This is a genomic window from Levilactobacillus andaensis, from assembly GCF_016861695.1.
In the GTDB taxonomy this organism is placed as follows: domain Bacteria; phylum Bacillota; class Bacilli; order Lactobacillales; family Lactobacillaceae; genus Levilactobacillus; species Levilactobacillus andaensis.
The window spans coordinates 22,261-43,248 of the sequence record NZ_BOLP01000015.1 but is presented as its reverse complement, the minus strand read 5'-3'; the positions used below and the strand labels follow the sequence as shown (position 1 = coordinate 43,248).

The 20,988-nt window shown below is 50.9% G+C and carries 19 protein-coding genes and 1 pseudogene; 9 read left to right on the top strand and 11 right to left on the bottom strand.

The genetic code is table 11. The features are described 5' to 3' along the window. Positions 1-328 precede the first annotated feature (328 nt). Positions 329-1,147: a hypothetical protein gene (locus JUF10_RS10870; RefSeq protein WP_203642190.1), complete on the top strand. Its 819-nt coding sequence runs from the start codon at positions 329-331 to the stop codon at positions 1,145-1,147. Here the strand turns inward: JUF10_RS10870 and JUF10_RS10865 are convergent. From JUF10_RS10865 to JUF10_RS10855, 3 genes and pseudogenes are all read right to left on the bottom strand, one after another. After that, positions 1,032-1,532: a hypothetical protein gene (locus JUF10_RS10865; protein WP_203642189.1), complete on the bottom strand. Its 501-nt coding sequence runs from the start codon at positions 1,530-1,532 to the stop codon at positions 1,032-1,034. The two genes, JUF10_RS10870 and JUF10_RS10865, sit on opposite strands and share 116 nt — an antisense overlap. Before the next feature lie 703 nt (positions 1,533-2,235). Further along, on the bottom strand, positions 2,236-4,539 hold the full coding sequence (locus JUF10_RS10860; RefSeq protein ID WP_203642188.1) for a glycoside hydrolase family 31 protein: 2,304 nt from the start codon (positions 4,537-4,539) through the stop codon (positions 2,236-2,238). Between the two features lie 454 nt (positions 4,540-4,993). Beyond that, a pseudogene (locus JUF10_RS10855) lies at positions 4,994-6,417 on the bottom strand (SLC45 family MFS transporter). Between the two features lie 179 nt (positions 6,418-6,596). Here JUF10_RS10855 and JUF10_RS10850 point away from each other — a divergent pair. Then, positions 6,597-7,580: a LacI family DNA-binding transcriptional regulator gene (locus JUF10_RS10850; protein WP_203642187.1), complete on the top strand. Its 984-nt coding sequence runs from the start codon at positions 6,597-6,599 to the stop codon at positions 7,578-7,580. Positions 7,581-7,847: 267 nt separating this feature from the next. On the opposite strand, the gene JUF10_RS10845 is transcribed toward JUF10_RS10850, so the two are convergent. From JUF10_RS10845 to JUF10_RS10835, 3 genes are all read right to left on the bottom strand, one after another. Next, positions 7,848-8,027 (bottom strand): hypothetical protein, encoded by a 180-nt coding sequence (locus JUF10_RS10845; protein ID WP_203642186.1) that lies wholly within the window; start codon positions 8,025-8,027, stop codon positions 7,848-7,850. 87 nt (positions 8,028-8,114) lie between these two features. Then, positions 8,115-8,678, bottom strand: coding sequence for a Dps family protein (locus tag JUF10_RS10840; RefSeq protein WP_203642185.1), 564 nt, complete (start codon positions 8,676-8,678; stop codon positions 8,115-8,117). Positions 8,679-8,709: 31 nt separating this feature from the next. Further along, entirely contained in the window at positions 8,710-8,937 is a 228-nt protein-coding gene (locus tag JUF10_RS10835) for a heavy-metal-associated domain-containing protein (RefSeq protein ID WP_048733911.1), read from the bottom strand. A gap of 241 nt (positions 8,938-9,178) precedes the next feature. On the opposite strand from JUF10_RS10835, the gene JUF10_RS10830 reads away from it, so the two are divergent. Together JUF10_RS10830 and JUF10_RS10825 are read left to right on the top strand one after the other, a co-directional pair. Beyond that, the gene (locus JUF10_RS10830) at positions 9,179-10,345 is read left to right on the top strand and encodes an MDR family MFS transporter (RefSeq protein ID WP_203642184.1); all 1,167 of its coding nucleotides are present in this window, start codon (positions 9,179-9,181) and stop codon (positions 10,343-10,345) included. Between the two features lie 200 nt (positions 10,346-10,545). Continuing rightward, a complete protein-coding gene (locus JUF10_RS10825; protein ID WP_203642183.1) occupies positions 10,546-11,739 on the top strand; it encodes an AAA family ATPase in 1,194 nt (397 codons plus the stop codon). Between the two features lie 11 nt (positions 11,740-11,750). Here JUF10_RS10825 and JUF10_RS10820 read toward each other — a convergent pair whose 3' ends face one another. Next, positions 11,751-12,497 (bottom strand): NADPH-dependent oxidoreductase, encoded by a 747-nt coding sequence (locus tag JUF10_RS10820; RefSeq protein WP_203642182.1) that lies wholly within the window; start codon positions 12,495-12,497, stop codon positions 11,751-11,753. Beyond that, positions 12,494-12,964 (bottom strand): class Ib ribonucleoside-diphosphate reductase assembly flavoprotein NrdI, encoded by a 471-nt coding sequence (gene nrdI, locus JUF10_RS10815; RefSeq protein ID WP_203642181.1) that lies wholly within the window; start codon positions 12,962-12,964, stop codon positions 12,494-12,496. Before nrdI ends, JUF10_RS10820 begins: the two co-directional genes overlap by 4 nt. A gap of 369 nt (positions 12,965-13,333) precedes the next feature. Here nrdI and JUF10_RS10810 point away from each other — a divergent pair, with 369 nt between their 5' ends. Then, positions 13,334-14,851, top strand: a complete 1,518-nt coding sequence (locus tag JUF10_RS10810; RefSeq protein ID WP_203642180.1) for an ABC-F family ATP-binding cassette domain-containing protein — start codon at positions 13,334-13,336, stop codon at positions 14,849-14,851. Between the two features lie 129 nt (positions 14,852-14,980). Then, a complete protein-coding gene (locus tag JUF10_RS10805; RefSeq protein ID WP_203642179.1) occupies positions 14,981-16,414 on the top strand; it encodes a DHA2 family efflux MFS transporter permease subunit in 1,434 nt (477 codons plus the stop codon). 148 nt (positions 16,415-16,562) lie between these two features. On the opposite strand, the gene JUF10_RS10800 is transcribed toward JUF10_RS10805, so the two are convergent. Next, a complete protein-coding gene (locus tag JUF10_RS10800; protein ID WP_203642178.1) occupies positions 16,563-17,075 on the bottom strand; it encodes a hypothetical protein in 513 nt (170 codons plus the stop codon). A gap of 192 nt (positions 17,076-17,267) precedes the next feature. Further along, positions 17,268-18,197 (bottom strand): AEC family transporter, encoded by a 930-nt coding sequence (locus tag JUF10_RS10795; protein ID WP_203642177.1) that lies wholly within the window; start codon positions 18,195-18,197, stop codon positions 17,268-17,270. Positions 18,198-18,402: 205 nt separating this feature from the next. Here JUF10_RS10795 and JUF10_RS10790 point away from each other — a divergent pair, with 205 nt between their 5' ends. Both JUF10_RS10790 and JUF10_RS10785 read left to right on the top strand, forming a co-directional pair. Then, positions 18,403-18,618, top strand: a complete 216-nt coding sequence (locus JUF10_RS10790) for a hypothetical protein (protein WP_203642176.1) — start codon at positions 18,403-18,405, stop codon at positions 18,616-18,618. Beyond that, on the top strand, positions 18,608-18,799 hold the full coding sequence (locus JUF10_RS10785; RefSeq protein ID WP_203642175.1) for a hypothetical protein: 192 nt from the start codon (positions 18,608-18,610) through the stop codon (positions 18,797-18,799). The genes JUF10_RS10790 and JUF10_RS10785 overlap by 11 nt, the downstream gene beginning before the upstream one ends. Positions 18,800-19,035: 236 nt before the next feature. On the opposite strand, the gene JUF10_RS10780 is transcribed toward JUF10_RS10785, so the two are convergent. Further along, a complete protein-coding gene (locus tag JUF10_RS10780) occupies positions 19,036-20,409 on the bottom strand; it encodes a hemolysin family protein (protein WP_203642174.1) in 1,374 nt (457 codons plus the stop codon). Between the two features lie 210 nt (positions 20,410-20,619). Here JUF10_RS10780 and JUF10_RS10775 point away from each other — a divergent pair, with 210 nt between their 5' ends. Continuing rightward, positions 20,620-20,982 (top strand): hypothetical protein, encoded by a 363-nt coding sequence (locus JUF10_RS10775; RefSeq protein ID WP_203642173.1) that lies wholly within the window; start codon positions 20,620-20,622, stop codon positions 20,980-20,982. The last annotated feature ends 6 nt before the right edge of the window (positions 20,983-20,988 follow it).

Genomic DNA, 20,988 nt, shown 5'->3' with positions numbered 1-20,988 from the left:
GTCTTCTACTAGGCCGGCAAGAAACACCGACCAAGTAGAACGACGCGCCTGAGCCCATAGCTGGCGGCCTCTCGGCTTACGTTGGTGGAGATGGTAATATTTGTTTAGGGTTGAATTGGCGTTATGGATTTAGCTGGCAGGGTGGCGTGTGGATTTTGACACTTGTTGTGGAATAATACCAAAGATGGCGCGCATGATTCATCGGGTAGTCTTTATAATCTGACCAATAACGGTCATAACCAGTGGATTTTCTAAGTATTAGTCATTTAATCGCCTATGAACGACCGATTCATGCTATCCTATCTCAATTAGAGGGGGAGAGTTGAATATGAAAAAGCCACTTAAACTGCTATTGACGCTGGCCTTGGTTGCCGTCGGGGCGGTCGCATTACCCGTCACGGCGCAGGCCAAGACGACGTATCAGATTACATCGAAGTTTGTTGACAGCGTACCCTACACCACGAATATGGCGAAGGTGAAATCCAACGGGGTCATTTGGAATGCCGGCCATACGAAGAAGCTGCATAACCTGAAGAATTACCCGTACACGCGGTGGAACGTGTCCAACATTGTCACGAAGCGGCAGAATGGGAAGGCCGTTAGCTATTACTACGAGCTGGTCAGTCAGACCAACCCTAAGGTGAAGGGCATCGCCTGGAGCAAGTACTTCACTAAGATCATTGCGCAGAATCCCGCGTCGTTCAGTTCGGACGCGGCGTATCTGAAATACATCCAAATGGACCCGTCGCAACGCCTGACCCGGGCCATTTTAAAGTTATATCCGAATGTTACGGTGAGTGCGAAATTGTCGGCGTACGCGAACACGGGCGCTTACAGTTATCTTCAGAAGCCGGCTGGGTTTAAGGACGTGACGAATATCAGCTATATTCAAAATTACCAACCGTCCAGTGACCTCTGGAGCACCATGGGCCAGCCCGTGGTGCCCCGAATCAAGAAGATGACGGCGCAACTGGATGCGATGGGATACACGGCGGAGAAACGGGCATCGTTTACCGGTAACATTGGGATCTTTATTGCGGACGAGGCCAACGATGGGGACTATTCCAAGGACGGTCTGCCAACGCGCGACGAGTCAGAGGGGCAAATGACTTCTTATGGGATGGTGCTGGCGACGCCGACGAAGTAGTTGGCCGGTGAAATTTGACTGGTGCGTAGCGTTCGGGGTTGGCTTGAGCGGTTTGAAAGTCGTGCATAATCGGTAGAAACCGGGCCAACTTCGCCGCGTCCCAGCGATAGATCGTAAAGGTGACGAGGTCCGGTAGCGCATCTGGCTTGACCATTTTGGCCAGAGATATTTCATGTTCGTAGGCTGGTTGAAGGGAAAATTGGGCGGAAATCCGGCCCAGCGCGGCGGCGACTTGAAGAATCACACTGTAGCCGCGGACATCGACGGCCAGAGCGGTATCGGTTGGACTGATGTCATAGAAGTCGAGGCCATTAGCCAAGGGATTGAAGGCAAACAACTTGAAGGACAGGTAGTTTTGAAGTAGCTGGAAATCGGGCGTTGGCATAATCGGCTTCCTTTCGGTAAATAGTGATTCTTAACAGCATAGCAAATGGATGTAAAAATCCCGTAAAGACAGCGTTAATTTTCACTGCCTTTACGGGATTTTTTGATTGCTGGTTAAGTTGTTAAGTGACTAAATGTTGTTCAAGCCTGGTACAACAACGATATTAGCGTGTACATTGGACAACCGGGTGAAGACTTACGCCTTACCGGCCGCCAGATATGGGCTGGAACGGTGCGGACGCAACTTGAAGCCTCGTAAGACCCGAGTCTTCAAGCTTGGTCTTCTACTAAGCCGGCAAGAAACGCCGACCAAGTAGAACGACGCGCCTGAGCCCATAGCTGGCGACCTCTCGGCTCACACAGTGATTTTTTGGCGATTGAGAGGATAAGCGTAAAACCCGTTATCAGTCGGACCAGAAAATTTAGAGTGTACGTGCGGCTTTCGGCCGTTGTTATGGTAGAGCACAATCAGAGCCGGAGGAGGCCAGGGATGCAGCCAGCCGTGGTAATCTTGTTAGCTGGCCGCTGGCTAGCTAACAAGATGGGTGACTTTGGAGACGCGCGAATTTCGCGGCTTCAAAGCGAGCGAGAAGACTGGTGGTCTTCCAGTCTGAAGCGTCCCCACAGCAGGCGGAATCCCTGGCATCCGCAGTGCGGCCAATTTAGCAGCACTGATTCGTGTTAACACTAGGTCTAGGCACTAACTAAGCATGGTAACTCTGACTAGCCGCGTCGTAAGTCAAGGTGACGGACTTGGCGGGCAGGTCGACCGTAATCGTCTGGTAGACCGGCTTGAAGCCGCTGTGGGTCAAGGCGACGTTGACGTCACCATCTTTGACCGTGATCAAGTAGCGGTTGAACTCGCCGTCTTCGTAGTTGAAGTCGCTACCGTTGTCTTGGTAGTGCTCGTAGCTGGCGTTTTGGCCAAATGCCTTGAAGGTCATGGTCGTGTCGGGTGTTTCGGCAACGTGGCTGACTTCTTGGCCCCATGGCAACAGGGTGTCCTTCTTGATGAACAGCGGTAATTTATCCAGTGGCGCGTCGACTAAGATGTCTTGGTTGCCAGGATATTCGCGGTTGTTCCAGAAGTCGATCCAGTCGCCGGCTGGCAGGTAAACGGTCCGGTTGAGCTTGGATTTTTGAACGATGGGGGCGACTAAGACGTTGTCGCCGACCATGAATTCATCGTCCAGGTCCCGTACGCGGGCATCTTCTGGGTAGTTTAAGACCAGTGGCCGCATGATTGGCAGGCCGTTCGTCGATTCTTGGGCAAACAGGTCGTAGAGGTACGGAATGAAGCGGTAGCGCAGCTTCAGGTACTTCCGGTAAATGGAGAGGGTCGGTTCGCCGAAACTCCAAGGTTCCTGGTGCCGAGTGCCCATGGCCGCGTGGTTCCGTAGCAAAGGACTGAAGATGGCGGCTTCGATCCAACGGGTCAAGAGTTCGGCCGAGGTATCGGAGGCAAATCCACCGATGTCGGTCCCCACGAAGCTAAAGCCACTCAGACCGAGGTTGCAAAGTTGTGGAATCATCATTTGAATGTGGGGCCACATGCTGCGGTTATCCCCGGTCCAAACGGTCGAGTACTTCTGCGTGCCGGCGTAGGCTGCCCGGGTGATGACGTAGGGCCGTTTGCCTTGCTGGGCCTTCAAACCAGCGTAGGTCGCCTTGGCCATGTTGTGGCCGTAGACATTGTGCATCTTCTTGTGCGTGGACGGGGTGTCCTGGTCGTTGAAGACCACATCGTCTGGGATCTCGCCCTCAAACGTTGCGGGTTCGTTCATGTCGATCCAGACACCGCCAACGCCCATGTCGGTCAAGAATTTGTTGTTATTGGCCCACCATTTGCGAACATCGGGCCGACCAAAGTCAGGGAAGGCGGAGTCGCCGGGCCAAACCTTGTTGATGTAGACCTTGCCCGCTGGCGTTTTGACAAAGTAGTTGTTCTTGATGCCCTCGGTGTACTTGTCGTAGTCGGGGTCCTGCTTAACACCGGGGTCGATGATGGGGATGACCTTGATGCCTTGGCCCTTTAGGCTGCTGACGAATTTCTTGGGATCGGCATACTTGGCCTTGTCCCAGGTGAAGACGCGGTAGCCGCGCATGTAGTCAACGTCAAAGTGGATGGCGTCGCAGGGGAGGTCGTTTTTCTTCATGTTGTCGGCGATCTCTTGGACTTCATCCTCGCTGGCACTGTAGCCCCAACGAGATTGTTGGTAACCCAACGTCCACTTTTGCGGCAATGGCGTGCGACCGGTCAGGTAGGTGTAGTTGGTGACGACATCCTTCAACGTTTGACCGCCAATGATGTAGTAGTCAAGGTTCCCGTCAACGGCGGAGTAGAAGTAGTAGTTGTCGCTTTCCTTGCCCATGTCGAAGTGGCTCTTGTAGGTGTTATCGAAGAATAGGCCATAAGGATGACCGTTCTTTAAGCCCAACATGACGGGGATGGACTTGTAAATGTTCGGTAAAATTTCCAACTGGGGAGATGGGTTGTCCACGTTCCAGTTGTCGTATTCGAAGCCCCGTTTGTCGAGGTAACCGGTCTTGTCACCCAGGCCGTAGAGGTGTTCATCGGGAGCCAACGTCTTGACGACTTCATAGTAGCTGGAGTTGGCCTTGACGGTGGACTTGGTGACGCTGTGTCCTTCGGCTTCGACTAACCGTTGGTGCACCTTGTCGACCCCTTTGTCGAGCAGGGTCCGTTCGCCGCGGAAATCGGTGACGAGGGCGTTGCCATTGGCGTCGTAAACGTCGACGTGGCGTTCGGCGTCAAGGTCGATGGTCAGGGCGCTGGTGGTCAGTTCGTAGTGGTCACCGGCAGCGGTCAATTTGAAGTCGGTCGCGGTCTGTTTGTTGCCCTCGATGGCGTAGGAATGACCGTCGTTGCCGCGGTATTCGAACACGCGGACGATAGCAGGCGTCAGGACGGTCAGCTGCAGATCGTGGTCGGGATAGTGAAACGTAATGGTTTGATCTTTTTGTTCATAGGTTGGTAAAGCAGTCATAACAAGGTATCTCCTTTTTCTCTTACTCTTCTCTATTATAGAACTAGCTTTGAAATTTTGTTTTTGGCGACGATGGTCGGTGTTTTCGCCTTACCGGCCGGCAGATATGGGCTGGAACGGTGCGAACGCAACTTGAAGCCTCGCAAGTGCCGAGTCTTCAAGATTGGTTTTCTGCTAAGCCGGCCAAGGACGCCAACTAAGCAGAACGACGCGCCTGAGCCCATATCTGCCGGCCTCTCGGCTTACGTGGTGGCTGTGGGGCAACAGTAAAATTAAATAGTGAGGTCAAAGGTTGATGTCACTAGTGATGTCGCTGTACGTCACAGGAAGTCTGCCGTGAGTCCAGTCAGAAAATCCGTATACCATGTGGGTTTCAACGCCCATTACGGTAGTGATCAATCTGAGCCGGCGGAATCCCTGGAATCCGGAGCGCGACCATATTTAATCAATATAACTAGGCAGCGGCCTTATCTGACAGATCCTTTTGCGGCTTGTCTGACTTGATAACGCTGATGGCGATGACGGCGATCAACATGGAGATGCCGGCAACTAACATCATGCCGGGCATGGACTTACCGACCATCCGGAAGACCAGGAAGCTGGCAACGGAGGCGATGATTTGTGGCAAGCAGATGGTCCCATTGAAGATGCCGATGTAAGACCCTTCATTTGACCCGTCCAAAGATGACGTGAAGATGTTGAAGGGTTCCACGTGAACCGTGAAGAAGCCGATACCGATCAGGCAGAATGGCAAGATCAAAAGGTACTGATTGTGAATGAAGAAGACCCAGATCAAGCCAACGGCGAAGCAGGCGATCCCGAAGCGGTACCAGAATTTCCGTTTGAGCGGGTTGGTGTGTGACAAGACCAAGAAACCATAGAGCACGGCGGCCATGGACTGGATGAAGGTTAAGATCCCGTACCAGTTACCGGCGGCTTGATACCCAGCGGAAGCAGCGTTGGCGGTGTGCCAAACGTTTTGGGCGATGGCACCAGTCGTGTAGGTCCACATGTACTGAATCCCGATCCAAGCGAACATTTGAACAACGGCGACTTCCCATAAGGCTTTAGGTGCATCCTTAATTAATTTCCAGAGCGGTTTGGTGTTCTTGTGGCTTGCGGGTCGATGTGGTGATAGAGCGCGTAAGTGTCGGGGTCGTATTCCTTGACCGTGTGAATGGTGTAGGCGGAAATGCCTAACAGAATGGCCGCGCCGATGTAGAAGGCGAGGCGAACGGACAGAGGAACGACACCCTTTTTAGCCGTGTTGGCGACACCGAAGAAGGTCAGAATGAATGGTAACAACGTGGCGAGGACACCACCGAGGTTACTGAAGGCTTGTTGCCAAGACCAAGCTTTATCCTTTTGCTTTTCGTTGACCATGTCCCCGATGATCATTCGGAATGGTTGCATACAGATATTGCTGGACAGGTCCATGAATAGAATGGCGATGGCCCCGAAGACCAAGGCCGCCATGGAGGCGTAGCCGAAGCCAAATGACCCGGCGTTAGGCAGTAAAATCATGACTAAAGCGGCAACGGGTGCACTGAATAAGAGGTAAGGCATCCGGCGACCGAAGCGGTTCCAGGTCCGGTCGGAATATTTTCCGACTAACGGTTGGACAATCAAGCCGGCCAGTGGGGGCAGGATGAAGAACAGTCCCAGGTTGGTCGGGTTGGCGCCGATGGTCTGGAAGATTCGGCTCATCTGTGAAGATTGCAGTGAGAAGGCCATGTTGACCCCACAGAAACCGAACGTAATGGCAAATAGTGTTTTCAACGGTAAATTTGGCAGGGAGTTCGCAAGTCGTTTGGTCTTGGATGGGGCGGCCGCAGTGACTTTGTGATTTCCCAGCGAGTTCGTTGCTGGTTGATTCATGATCAGGACATCTCCTTGAATTTAAATAATGGCTATTTCTTTCAACGCCTTCATACTAGCACGTTACGTAAACGTTTACAATGCCTATTTAAAAGGAATGTAAACGTTTACTCTTTTAGCTAGGAAAATAGCGGCATTAAGGCTATAATGGGACTATATTGAAGTGAGGTGGGGGACGTATGAAACCAACGATTAAGGATATCGCTGCCGAATCAGGCGTGTCGATCGCCACCGTTTCACGAGTGCTGAGCCATAAAACGGGAACGTATAGTGAGAAAACACAGGCTAAGATTCTAGCCGTGGCCAAGCGGTTGGGCTACCGTAAAAATTCGACCGCCGTGGAGCTGGTCAAGAAAAAGGCCGCGGTCATTGCGCTGATCATCAACGCCACGCCAACCAACTTTTCCACGCAGATCATCGACGGGATTCAACGCCGGGCCAGCGAATTGGGGCAGGGCGTGATTATTTTGTACGCGGGTAACCGGAACGCTGAGCTGCAGCACCAAGCCATCGTGACGGCGTTGGAACGCGCGGTGTCGGGGATCTTGCTGGCGGCAATCGAACCGGATGCGGAGGATTTGACGCTGCTGAAGGAGTCGCACGTGCCGTTCTGTTTCGTCTCGGTCTACTTGGGCACGGACAAGGTCCTGTCGGTCAGCTCGGATAATGAAAAATTGGCGGCGACCACGACGGACTATCTGCTCGACCACGGTCACACGCGCATTGGCCTCGCCGGGGTCGACACCTACCATACCGGGAGTCAGCGAATTGCCGGTTACCAAAGGGCATTGGCGGCGCGCGGCATTCAGGAAACGACGATCAAATACGGCGATTACAGTTACGAATCGGGCCGGCAGTTGTTGGCGGAATTTCTCCCATTGAAGGTCACGGCCATCATTGCGGCCAGTGACATGGTCGCGGCGGGCCTGCTGAATGCGGCCCAGGAAGCGGGCATCGCGGTGCCGGAACAGCTGTCGTTGGTCAGCATTGATGGCACCGACATTTGTCGCATCACCACGCCAGCACTGACCAGCCTGACGCAGGACTTCTATCAGATTGGTGCGCAGAGTGTGGACCGCGTGATGGGGGAAAAGGCGGCGACGTTTGTGCCGGTTGAGATGGTGGAGCGGGACAGCGTAAAGAGTGTTTCAAGGGGCGGTTAGCCGGTGAGCATTAACGGTGATAACCGGATAATCCCGGGCTTGGATTATTTGGTTATCAGTGTTAAGCGGAGCCGGCTGCCCCGTGAAACACGTTTCGGCCATTTAAAATGAAAGCTAAATAAACAAGGACCGCGACAATTCCGCCGCGGTCCTTTGTTGTGTAAAGATTGTAAAGAGTAAGTACAGGTTTAACTCTATCGAACATCCGTTTGCTTTTGTATGCTAAACTAAGAAAACGGCAAACGAGAAATAAGTCTCGTCGCCGGGTCACTTGTCGTCCGGTGCCTTCCGATTGAAGATCAAAACAATGGCACTGACAAAGAAGATTCCAGCTAAAATGTACAGCAGAAGCGTATACGCTGGTAGTAACTTGGCGGCCACAGTGGCCAGTAATAATGAAAAAATAAATAAACAGCCGACTCCGATTCGGCGAAGATGTGTGTTCATTAGAATCACCCCTAAACCTAGTATAGGGGATATAAAAAGGAAACGCTAGCACCTCGCAGTGCGCTGACGTTCCCTCAAAGTTAAAGATTAGTCTTCATCATCGTCATCGTCTTCTTCATCCAGACCGTCGCGGGCATCGTTGCCCAGAACCGCTTGGAGCTCACGGATGATATGGTTGTTCGTCCCCCGCAGGCTAACCAGGAAGCTGGCTAAGGCTGGGCGTTCTTCCTTATCGGCGAGCTTGATGGCCCGGTCGATAAAGAGATTGTGGGTATCCGCGTCACGAACCAGCTCGCTGACTTGGTCTTCGGCGCTGAGATACTTCTTGTCGCCGCCTTCTTGAAGCATGTTGTAGTCGTGGAATTCCTTAGTTGTTGTGGAGACCGTTTCGCCCTCGTCCAAGAGGAGTTCACCTAAGGCGTCGAATTGGTCGCGGTAAGTGGCAATGTAGTCGTTGAGTAAGCTACGCACACTCAAAGCTAAGGGGCCTTTGACGGACCAGCGAACCTGGTGGAACTTCACGATGGAGATGTGTAGGTTAGCCAGAATGTGGTTGGTCATGGCACCGGCTGTTGGGACGTGGTGGTCGTGCTCGGTTTGGGCTTGTTCGGCAGCGTAACGGTCTTCGATAGTAGCGGTAGTTGTAGTCATTGGATGAACTTCCTTTCAGATTTTAAATGGCTTAGAGGGCTTTGACTTTAGAACTCTTAACGGTGTAGCCGAGGTCAGTGACCGTGTCGGCTAAGCTTTCAGCGGTGACGGTGGCGTCATCGAATTCGGCTTTGATCTTGCTGGCGTTGAACAGGACCTTAACATCCTTCACACCGTCCTTTTTACTGAGGGCGCCTTCGATCTTGGTCATGCAAGATGGGCAGGTCAGATCGTCTAACTTCATGGTTACTTTACTCATAATTAAAACCTCCTCGGGTTTTTCGTTTGTCTTGATTACAAGACCTAGTATACGGGGCACCGGTCGAAAAGAACTTGACTCAAATCAAGTCGGGCAAACTTTTTTCCTTTTTATTGAAATAATTATGAGAAGTTGCCCATAAATGCCGATTTGACAGTCTTTTTAGTCAGTTAACCATTTCAGATTTTTCTAGAATATGCGACAATGAGGGGTGGAATCTAGAAAAAGTGAGGGACATTAAATGTGGAAGACCAGAAAGGAAGTCAGTTTAGCGGGGATTCTCTCGGCAACGTTGCTGCTTAACGCCGCTGCCGCGTGCATGTGGCCGTTAACGACTGTTTATATGCATAATCAGCTTCATCAAACGTTGGCGTTAGCCGGGGTGGCCCTGTTGGGGATGTCACTCTGTATGATTCTTGGAAATTGGCTAGGGGGCGTGCTATTTGATAAATGGTCGCCGTTTATGTCGGGCGTCGTGGGCACGTTGTGTTCCTTTATTCCGATGCTCCTGCTGATTTTCTTTCATGGGTGGCCGATATTTGGAATCATGCTCCTCTTTATTGGTTTGGGCGACGGCATCGTCATGACCGTGGTGAATTCGTTCGCGGCGAATGTGACGCAGATCAGTAGCCGCCGGGTATTCAACTGGCTCTATATTGGGATGAATTTAGGGGTCGTCGTGGGGACGCTGATGGTCGGCTATTTGATGGACCACGGCGTGCAGTTGGTCTTCATTGCGGCCAGCATCTGCTACGCAGCCCTGCTGATTATCTTCATCGCCGACTTCCGCATGGACATTGTGCAGGAGACCAAGCACCGCGAAAAGGGACCGGCCAAGCCAGCTCAATTAAATTTAATCTGGTTGATTGCGTTATTGGTATTTTGCATGTACCTCAGTTACTCGTTGTGGGAAAGTGTAATTTCGGTCCACATGACCAATTTGGGGATTTCATTTGAGCACTACAGCCTACTTTGGACACTGAACGGGTTATTGATCGTGTTCGGCCAACCGCTGGCTAACCGCATTGGGACTTACTTTAAAATGAGTTCACAGATTGCAGTGGGGTCGTTGATTTTTATTCTGTCGTTCTTGCTGTTGGTCTTCGCCAAGAGTTATGCGATGTTTGTCATTACGATGATTATCCTGACGGTCGGTGAAATGACCGGTTTCCCAGGTATTCCAGCGTGGATCGACTCGCTGGCGGGCGACAACGATAAGGGAAAATTCCAAGGTATCTATAACATGGCGATTTCCTTTGGTCGGGCAGTCGGACCACTGTATGGTGGGCTGATTATTGAATACGGTAATTACCAATCGTTGTTCTGGTCAGTCACGGCATTTATGTTGCTGGCGTTGGCGGCAGTGATGGTGCGGAACAACTTGAACTTAGCTAAATTAAATAAATGATAGGTGGGGTCGTCTTCTGGTGGAGGCGGCCCTTTTAAAGACCCAAGTAATCTGCGCAAAAGGGCGGTTTAATCGTCTCGAAGTCAAATACGGACGGATTATTAATCCCGTTATAGCTGATTTCCCTAAATCGAATGCAAGTAGTTGTGAATCGGCATAACTGGCGTAACATTCGAAAGTACATAAGGGAGGTTTTCATCATGCTAATTGATTTCACGTTGACTAATTTTCGCTCGTTCAAGGACTCCGCGACGCTTTCATTGGTAGCAACGGGTGGGACGTTACAGCGGCCGCAAAAGACGCTCACCGTAGATGATCAATTAAGCCTGTTGAAATGTGCGGCTGTTTTTGGTGCGGCCGGTGCCGGGAAAAGTACGATTCTAGCCGGATTAGCGGTCCTTCAGCGGCTAGTGGTGACGCCGACCGAACAGATTGCCGATGACTTGCCCTTCGACCCCTTCCGCTTCGACGAGGAGTCCAAAAACGGGCAGACCGATTTCGTCGTTAATTTTACCCGTGGCGATCGCCGCTACCGCTACGTGCTCAGCTATGACGCGGCGCATGTGATCAATGAATCGCTGGCCCAGTCGACCGGTGAAGACTATGAGGTACTCTTTGTCCGCGAAAATGGCGAGGTCACCCAGTTTCCGGCTGATCAAGCCGTCGCGGTGGCCAATACGCGGCCCAATATGCTCCTGCTGTACACGTTGCAGAATTGGAATTACGGGCCAGCCATTGCCGCCTTTCGCTGGTTTAATGAAGACTTACTGGTGCTGGAAAAGCGGCCGAATTCAGGGTTGGTCGTGGACGACTGGGTCACGAACCAGCTGATGCAGTACCTCCAAGCCGTCGATAGTGAGGTCGCAGGAATCGCACAACACCAGGTGGCGGTGCAGTTTCTGGATGGTTCGGCCTTTACGCGGCCAGACCTATATCTCATTTATGAAAAGTACAATGAGGAGGGAGAAGTCATCGGCACGGATGAGCTCCCGCTGCAACAAGCTTCGTTGGGCATTCAGGAGCTGGTGACGCTGGGTCTGACCATGATTGCGATTCAGCGGGCCCCGTATCCCCAGACGGTGTTAGCCGACGAATTTGCCCTCGCCGTGCAGCCCATCGTGGTTGAGGCCTTACTGGAGTTGTTGAATTCGGCGGCTAATTGCAGCCAGCTGATTTTGGTCACCAACCAGCCGCTCCTAATTGAAGAGACGTTGAGTCCCGACCAGATCTATCTGGCAGAAAAAAATTATCGGGGTGAGAGCCAGTTACTCCCACTGACAACGGTCACGGAACTTCCGTTAACGCGACCGGTAGATGTGGCCGGCTTGCAGGTGGCCCTAGACCCGCATTTACTGCAAAATAAAAAGGCGTCGATCAGCCCATTTCGGAGCTGACATACGCCTAACTAATCAACTAAAAATCCTTGATGCTGCAAAGTGGTTAAAATGGTGGCTCGGTTCTGCGGGTCACGATTCATTTCGCTAATGATATGGTGGGTAAAAGTCTCCTCGCGTTGATGGCTGCCGCGGGCATGGTAATAGTCCGTGATGAGGCGGTCGTAAGCCACTAACGTTGGGTCGTCAGCGGTCAAGCGCTGGTAACCGTTCGTGAAGTGCATGAGTGGTTGTGGCAACCGCGGTTTTTGTTCCGGCTGTTCGTCAGGATGACCAATGGCGAGGCCTAAAAGGGGAAAGGTCAGCGGCGGCAAATCCAATAGGTCGATCACGCGTTGGGCGTCGTTGAGGATGCTGCCCATAATGGTACTTCCGAGGCCCATGCTCTCGCCGGCAGTCACGATGGCCTCCGTGGCGATGGTGGCGTCGAAGATTCCGGCCAACAGTTTGTCGAGACTGTGTAGGTTAGCCGTGGTCGTGGCGGTCGCCGGCACCAACTGCTGGTTGCGGTATTGGTCCACCACCATGATAAAGTAGTGACCCGCCTGTTCCAACCAGTGGTGGCCGGTCACGTCACTTAAAACAGCCAACTTTGCTGGATCAGTCACGCTGATAATACTGTACTGTTGAGAAAAGGTACTGGTGGGCGCGTGTTGCGCGGCGGTGACGAGCGTGTCGACCTCGGTTGCCGTCAGCGGTTGGTCGGTGAACTGACGAATACTCCGGTGTGCCATGAGGGTGGTCAATGTCGGATTCATGCGTCGGCCACCGCCTTAGCTCGTGCGACCAGTGCATCATAGACCCGGGTTTCGTCGCGGGGGACGCCGCGCAATTCATAGTTGGCAACGAATGGCGCGTTAAACTTTTGCGCATAACGTTTGGCGGTTAAGCAGTACTGTTCGTTGAAATTACGGTTGCCACTACCGACAACGCCAAGTAATTGCCGGGCATTGTTATCATAAGCGATATATTCGCCCATGACGTTGGTCATCAGTTCCTTCACGCCGTTGTCAATGCCGTTGCCACCATCGAGGTAGGTCGGCACGAAGCAAAAATAGGGCTGCGTCTCGTCCTCAAAGTCGCTGGCTTCACTGATTTCTTTGGATTCAATCTCAGGAAGACTAGCGTCAGCAGCGTGTTGCTTCGCGGCATAAGCGGTCAGATGTTCAACGAAACTGCGGGTATTGCCCTCGATTGAAATGAATAATAGTCGTAAAGGTTGCATATTTTTCCCTCCGTTTTTTGCCAAATTCGTTAGTCCTAGTGTACACGGATTTTGGCGAGAGTGCTCTTGAAATTTTACGAAGAAAAATTCGGGACTTGTCAATTTTTAAACGATATGCTATTCTGTAGCTACTTTAAGAAAGAACGAGGTATTCAGCCGATGCGTAACTAATTCAATCCACAAATGTTAGTCAGCTTCATCACCTTCAAGGGGTGGAGTGGGCCTGCAATTGGGATTGATGGGTTACGCCGACTGAGTTGCCAAAGCAACCAGTGGGCGCCATTTCCGAACGGAATGCGGCCACTTTTTTCATGCTTAAAAATGGGCGTTTAGACCCACAATCCCTGCTTACAAAAGGGGGACGACTTTTTGACACAATTAACATTAACGAATTTAACGAAAACGGTCGCGGGAGTCACATTATTTACCGTTGACCATTTAACCGCCCAAACGGGTGACCGGGTCGGGATTATCGGTGCTAACGGAACCGGGAAAACAACCTTAGCGCGCATTATCAGCGGCCAAGATACAGATTTTGCAGGGCAACGTAATGTGACGGCGCCGGCAACCTTGGTGCCGCAGATTGCCCCAACGGCGGGACGGTCTGGTGGACAGAGTATGCTGGACCGAATTCGCGCAGCGTTAGCGCAACGGCCAGAAATCTTGATTTTAGATGAACCCTCAGCCAACCTAGATGACGATCATCAGCGTTGGCTGACGGAACAACTGAGTCATTTCAACGGCTTATTGATTATGATTTCGCATGACCGGGATCTGTTGGCCAACGTTGCGACTCAGATCTGGTCACTTGAAGAGAACACCTACACGCAGTACAACGGGAGTTTCGCGAACTTTGAGGCTTATCGTGAGCAGCGACGGCAGAACACGTTGTCGCAGTATCAGCATGAACAGCGAGAACGCCGCGAGTTACAGCAGGCTGTGCAGGCGCGTCATGAGAAGGCTGCCCGGGTTCGTAAGGGCAGTAAGAGCATGAGTGCCATGGAGCGCGCCAATAGTAAATCCGTGCGGGAACAAAACGCGGGAAAAATGGAACGTGGCGCCAAGTCGTTGCAAGAACGGGCCAACCGGCAGACAACGACGGTGAAACCGCACGAAACGGCCGCGTTGAAGCTAGTCGCAACGGATCTGCCACCGGTGACGGGAAAGTATTTGGTCACGGTGGATGATTTGCATTTAACGCGCGGGAAGCATGATTTGCTCCACCACGTTAAGTTGCGCATCAAGCCCGGCGAGCGAGTTGCCTTGGCAGGACCAAATGGGAGTGGTAAATCGACCTTGATCGATGCCATTTTGGCGCACGCGCCGCAGACCCGATTGGCACCAAGCGCCCGGGTCGGCTACTTCCATCAGGATATGACGGAGCTGCCGTTGGATAAGACGGTCTGGCAAGTGATCCAGGACGAGACGGCATTGGACCAGAACCGGACGCGGCAGATCATGGGGGCGTTTGGGTTGACGGCGAAGTTTTATGACCGCCTAGTGGGCGATCTCAGTGGTGGCGAGCAGGTCAAACTCCAATTGCTGACGACTTTGGTCAGTGCCAGCAACCTGTTGATTTTAGACGAACCGACGAACTATTTGGACTTGCCAGCGTTACGGGCGTTGGAAGACTTTCTGCAGGGCTATCCCGGGACTGTCCTGTTTGTCGCGCATGATCAGACGTTCCGGCAACACGTCGCGACACGGACGTTGGAACTCGCTGACCGGCAGCTAACGGATCCGGAACAAACGGCAACGGGCACCCCAGTCACTGACCTGCCACGGTTGCAGTTTGAATACGATCAGGCGATGATGGCTCCGGAATTGGATACGCAACGGTTAAAGGAACTTCGTGAACAGATTGCGGCAATTAAATCGGCAAAATAAGGCATTTCGGGTGGAAATTTCACAAGAAAACGTTTACTTTTAAGTTTTTCTAAATTTGTACTTACGAAAAAAATTTTTTTCTGGTAGAGTAATCCATTGTGTTTAAAATGAAAGTGAGTGTGAAAACGAATGGATTCAGTACAAAGTAGCCAACCCGAAATGGCGAAAAAAGCACGGGTAGAAGTTGAACATCCGATGCTGGCCATGATGGGGATGCTAATCGGGGGCTTTGTCGGCATGTTTTCCGAAACGTCCCTAAACATTGCGCTCCCCCAATTAATGGCGCAATTAAACGTGTCAACGGCCACGGTTCAGTGGTTAGTCACCGGATATATGTTAATGGTGGGGATCGTTCTACCACTATCAAGTATTTTAACGAAATGGTTTACGACACGACAAGTGATTCTGTTCGCGTTGATTGATTTTACGGTCGGGGCCATTATTTCGGCCTCCGCACCTGGATTTGGCGTGCTCCTCTTCGGTCGAATGATTCAAGGAATCGCGACCGGGCTGATTTTGCCGCTGATGTTTACGGTTGCCATGCAGATCTTCCCCCCTTACAAGTTGGGGGCTGCCATGGGAATGGTCGGTTTGGTCATTATGTTCGCGCCAGCCGTGGGGCCAACCTTAGCCGGAATCGTCTTAGGAGTTGCTTCTTGGCGGTGGATTTTCTGGTTGTTCGTGCCATTCTTGGTTATTGCCTTTGGGTTTGCCGTTACGTCACTGAAGAACATTGCTGAAGTGACACGGCCAAAGGTCGATTTCTTGTCCATTATCCTCTCCACGATTGGTTTTGGGAGCTTAGTGCTCGGCGTTAGCATGGCGAGTGAACGGGGCTGGGGTTCCGCTGCTGTGATTGGTGCCTTGGTTCTTGGAATCTTGGTCTTAGCTTGGTATACGCATCGTCAATTGACGATGGAGAAGCCAATCTTAAACCTGCGCGCCTTTGCCATTCCGGGGTTCCGGATTGGGGCCGTTTTGGTCATGATCAACTTCGGAATTATTTTGTCCGCGATGTACCTGTTGCCAATGTACATCCAAAAGGGATTGCTGGTGCCAGTTGCGTTAACTGGGGTCATCATGTTCCCTGGTGGGGTGATGAACGCCGTGGTTTCAGCGGTTGCTGGTCGGTTGTATGACCAAGTAGGCGCCCAAAAGCCCGCTCGAATTGGGTTTATCATTTCGATGGTTGGTGCCTTGATGTTGGCCTTAACATCAACGTCGACGGCAATCTGGTACATCATTTTGGCCCACGTGATTTTGATGATTGGGGCACCGCTTGCGATGTCACCTTCACAGACACACGGGTTGAATGCGTTGACTGGTCCAATCGCTGCTGATGGGAGTGCCATCATGAACACGTTGCAACAGATCGTGGGGGCCATCTCCACGGCGATTGCCACGAGTCTGTTGGGCATTGGCCAAGCAGCGTACATTGCCAATGGCGCGAACCATGCCGCTGGCGCGTTCGTTAACGGGACGCACTATGGGTTCTACTTCACGTTCATCTTGGCATTAGCTGGGTTCTTACTGGCTCTGCGGTTGCCAAAGGCTGAAAAATAACTAATAACGGCACCCGGGATTATGCAGGGGGTATTAAAAGACGGTATTACCGGAATCTCAATGAGAACTGGTGATACCGTCTTTTCTTGTAGAAATTCAAAACTGGTTATCAGGTTGAGAACAGCAACCCGATTTCGCGGTTACTGACCTAATGACCAATGAATGACCCTGGCCGTTGTGTCCCGTAGTCGTAAGTCGCATCGACCGTCATCTTTTTCGGTGTAAAGATACCTACCCGATGACCCCGTTTTTCATAGGTCTTGAGGACGCGGTAACGGTGACCCTTGATGGTTTGGTAACCGATCCACATTTGTGGCAGTTGGTCATAGTAGTGATGGGCAGTGTTGAACTGATAACTCGGTTGGGCATGCGGATGATTGAAGCGCTTGACGACGAGCTGGTGATAACCTTTAGATTTGAAAGTAAAAACAGCGGGCTTTCCCCCCACCCGTTTACCATTCTTTTCCAAGTGGTAGCTGATGCTGTGTGGCTTAATTTGAACGACCGTGTAGATTTTTTCCGATGGATGGTACTGTGTCCAAGTTCCCCGTAGTGCTGTCGGAACTGCCGTGGCTGTTTGTTTAGCCCGGGCGGTCGATCCGCCAGCGACAACGAGTAACAGTGCGACGAGTCCCAATAGTAGATTAAGTTTGACCTTCATAATCTGAATCACCCCTTTAGCACAATTATACAATTAAATGGCAACTATTCAACACTATAAAAAAAGTCGCCATTATACTATTTATAATTGATTGAAATCACGGGTGAAGACAAGTTGATTTCAAATGAGCTGAGCCGGAAATTTAGGCGCAGATAGGCTCTTTTTCGTTCTAATCTGAGACCTAACCCGTGTTCAGATTAGATTGCTCAAAGTAAAAATCAACGGGATTGTGACCAGACAAAGAATCGTTGACAGGCTCATTAGTGTAACGGCTGGACTTGTATCGCCATGAGCTTGCAAGGTAAAGAGCACCACGTTGCCCGCAACCGGACAGGCACCCATCAGTACTGTCGTGTAGAGCGGGACGCCTTGAACACCGAATAGTCTTAGAATTAAGAGCATGACGATGGGAAAGAGTAGGTTGCGGAGTAGAAGCGGCTGCCACAGTCTGGGGTCGAGCGTGTGGCGATTTAATTTAACCGCGGCCAGGCTGTTCCCGATGACAATCATGGACAACGGCGTGTTGATCGAGCTGACGTAGGTGATGGTCTGATTGAGCAGGCTGGGCAGGTGAATACCGCTGACGAAGATAAGTAGCCCGACGGCGATGGCAATGATGTTGGGATTTAGGAGAATCTGCCGCCAGTTAATGTGGTGGTCGTTCGCTTGGTGCGGTGTGAATAGGGCGATGCCGTGTGTCCAACAGAAAATGTTGAAGCCCGCTAGTGAAGCGACCGCGAAGAAAACGCCGGTGCTACCGAAGAGGGCGCTGGCAAGGGGAACGCCCATGAATCCGGCGTTGGAGTAGACGGAGCCAAAACGGGCGATGCGTTGTAAATTGACGTCAGCGACCCGCTTGAAAACGAGATTGGTGACGATGACCATGATGCCATAGGTGATAAAAATACCGAGCATGACCCAGGCCAAGGCCTGGAGGCGACTCGCGGAGAAACGTTGTTCAAAGGCATTAATGATCAGGCAAGGTGACACCACGTAAAGTAAGATGTTCGTGAGGTCGGTGGCGGTCTGACCGTGCATGAAGCCGAGCTTGTTGATGAGTAAGCCGATAGCCATCAAAATAAACATTAGCGTAATCTGGCTGGTTAATTGTCCCATATCCATTGGGCACCCTTCTTTCTGAAAATGACCAACCAGGATTATTATGCGGTTGCTTTCAGTAAAGTGTCAATGCTAAGTTGAGTTGGCCCTGCAATAGTCAGGCTGAAAATTAATTCGGCACGGGTTGTTGTTCGGCCAAAATTAGTCATATAATGAGCAAGGGTGGTGCGGGGCCACCGATTCACACAGGGGTAGGAGGACAGGTTAGATGCACATTAACCGATATTTTTATCGTGCCGGCGATTTTTGGGCGGGCTTGGTAGCGTTGATTGTTGGTTTTGGGGGATTATTACCGATTGCGACCGATTTCTTTTATTGGATATTTTCCGTTGCACTACTGATGGTTGGCATCTACGAGCTGTTTCGTGGGTTGACCAACAATCAGTCAACGGCTGACAAGGAGCGTAAAAAGCATGACGTTTAATAGCCATTTTTATAAATCCGTTGATTTCTGGAGCGGTGTGTTGATCCTATTGTTGATGATGTGGGATATCATGCCGGTTCGGTTGACTAGCGTTTTCTGGTGGGTTTCACTAGCTTTAGTCGTTGGTGGGATTTACTACGTGTTCAAGGGCTTGTTCGGCGCAAAGAAAGTAACGAAGTAAAACTTAGAGACGCGGCGTGAACGCTAAACGTTGCGTCTTTTTTTACCAAAAAGAGAGTGGGACAGAAGGCGGTTAGTCAATGAGCATTAACGTCGATAGACGAATAATCCCGGTTTTGGATTGTTTGTCTATCGGGGTTAAGCGGAGTTGACTGCCTTTTGGCGCACGTTTCCGCAATATACGTTCGGAGCGCAAAAAGGGTCTGAGACTTTTGTCCCAGACCCATTCGTTTATCTTCAGTTATCTTTGTCATCCTTGTCGTTGGCGTCATGGAACTCAATCTGCTTTTGTGGCGGATTGACCGTGACTTCCAACCAGTTGATGAACGAGTTTTCGTAATCGAGAATCTTCAGGTCGAAGTTTTCCAAATGAATCACATCGTTGACCTTCACCTCAGGATAATTATCGATGATGTAACCGGCCATCGTGACGGTTTCGGTTGATTCAAACTCTTTGATATCAACGTTGAAGTACCGTTCGAAATCATAAGTCGTCATCTTCCCGTTGACCTGGAACGTGCCACTAGGTTGCTTGAAGATGTATTGGTCATTGGCATCATCAATTTCATCCCGGACAGTTCCGAACAACTCTTCGTAAATATCCTTGTCGGTAATGATCCCGGAAGTTCCACCGTATTCGTCGACGACGACCACAATAGGCGTCCGTTTCTTAATCATTTGTTGTAAGACTTGGGTAATCGGCGTCGTTTCTGGCGTCGTCGAGATGTCACGAATCAACTTGTCCACGCGGACGTGGGAGTCGACTTGCTGTTGGCGAATCAGGTCGTAGTTGTAAACGTAACCGAGGATCTTATCCTTGTCATTATCGGCAACCACGGGCAGACGACTGAAACGTTCCTGCAAGTAAACGGTCAACGCTTCTTTGACGTTGGACGTGATGTCGATGACAATCAGTTGGGTCCGGTCGATCATGATATCCTTGGCGACCTTGTCGTTTAACTCGAAGGCCCGTTGCATGTAGACCAAGTCGTTCTTTTCCAGCTCGCCACCCTCCACGGCACTCCGTGAAAGGTTTAGGATTTCAGCTTGGGAGAAGACTTCGTCGCTTTCGTTGGCAACCTTCAGGCCCATCATTTTGACGACTCCGGAGGCGCTGGTGTTGAGCAACCAGACGAACGGGTAGAACAAAACGTGACAATAGTGTAGTGGCGTGACGATGAGCATCAACACCTTCATTGGCATGTCGATGGAGATGTTCTTGGGCACGATTTCGGTAAAGACAACTTCTAAATAAGTTAACAACAGTACCCCGACAATCACACTGAGCGTGTGTGCCGTGGCCGTGTTCAGGTGGGCAGGCGCGATTCCGCCAAGTAACAGGTCAACGAAGAACGTTTCCCCGATCCACCCTAAGATAATTCCGGCGAGGGAAACCCCCACTTGTGTCGTTGATAAATATTCATTTAAATTGGTGACCATTTTCATGGCCCGATTAAGCTTAGTCGATGGCTTGTCCAATGCCGCAATCTTTTCTTCCAAGGCACTTGGACGCGTCTGAACTAAAGCAAACTCGCAGGCAACAAAGAAAGCTGCAAAAAAGAAGGTAATTAAAATAATAATTAGATTCACAACTATCTGACCGCTATCCACACATCATTCCTCATTTCATATCGTTCTATCTCTTTATTATAGCGCGTCTCACCGCCTTTTCACAGGGGGTGAATTGTAGCAAATTCTACCCTTTCTAAGTTCGCTTAGCAACCGAACAGACGAAAAAAGTCATAGAAAGAATGGATTGCTTAACGTTTTGACCAAAAAGGACTAGACTTGATTTTAGTAACATCAAAGGAGATTTTGATTATGGCAGATACACCAAAGGAAAAAGCAGCAACAGCAACCGTTGATATTCCAGCAGAAGATGTGGAAAAGGCAGCGAAGTTGATTCTGGATCCGGGGTATGTGACGAAAAAAGACCTACCAAAGATGGCAGATTTAGCCTGGGCAACCGCGCTATCTGATGCTGTAACTAAGCATTTCTTAAACGACGACGATGACCATGACCCGTACGTTTACTTCGAACAATTTGACTTTGCTGGTGGGGATATCGATTCCGTTATCTTCAACATGGATGTCATCAAGACTAGAGACGAAGCTTTGCACGACCTGGCTGACGCTCTAGACGAAAAAATCGTGAACAACGACGTTCAACAAACAACCTATTAATTCGTT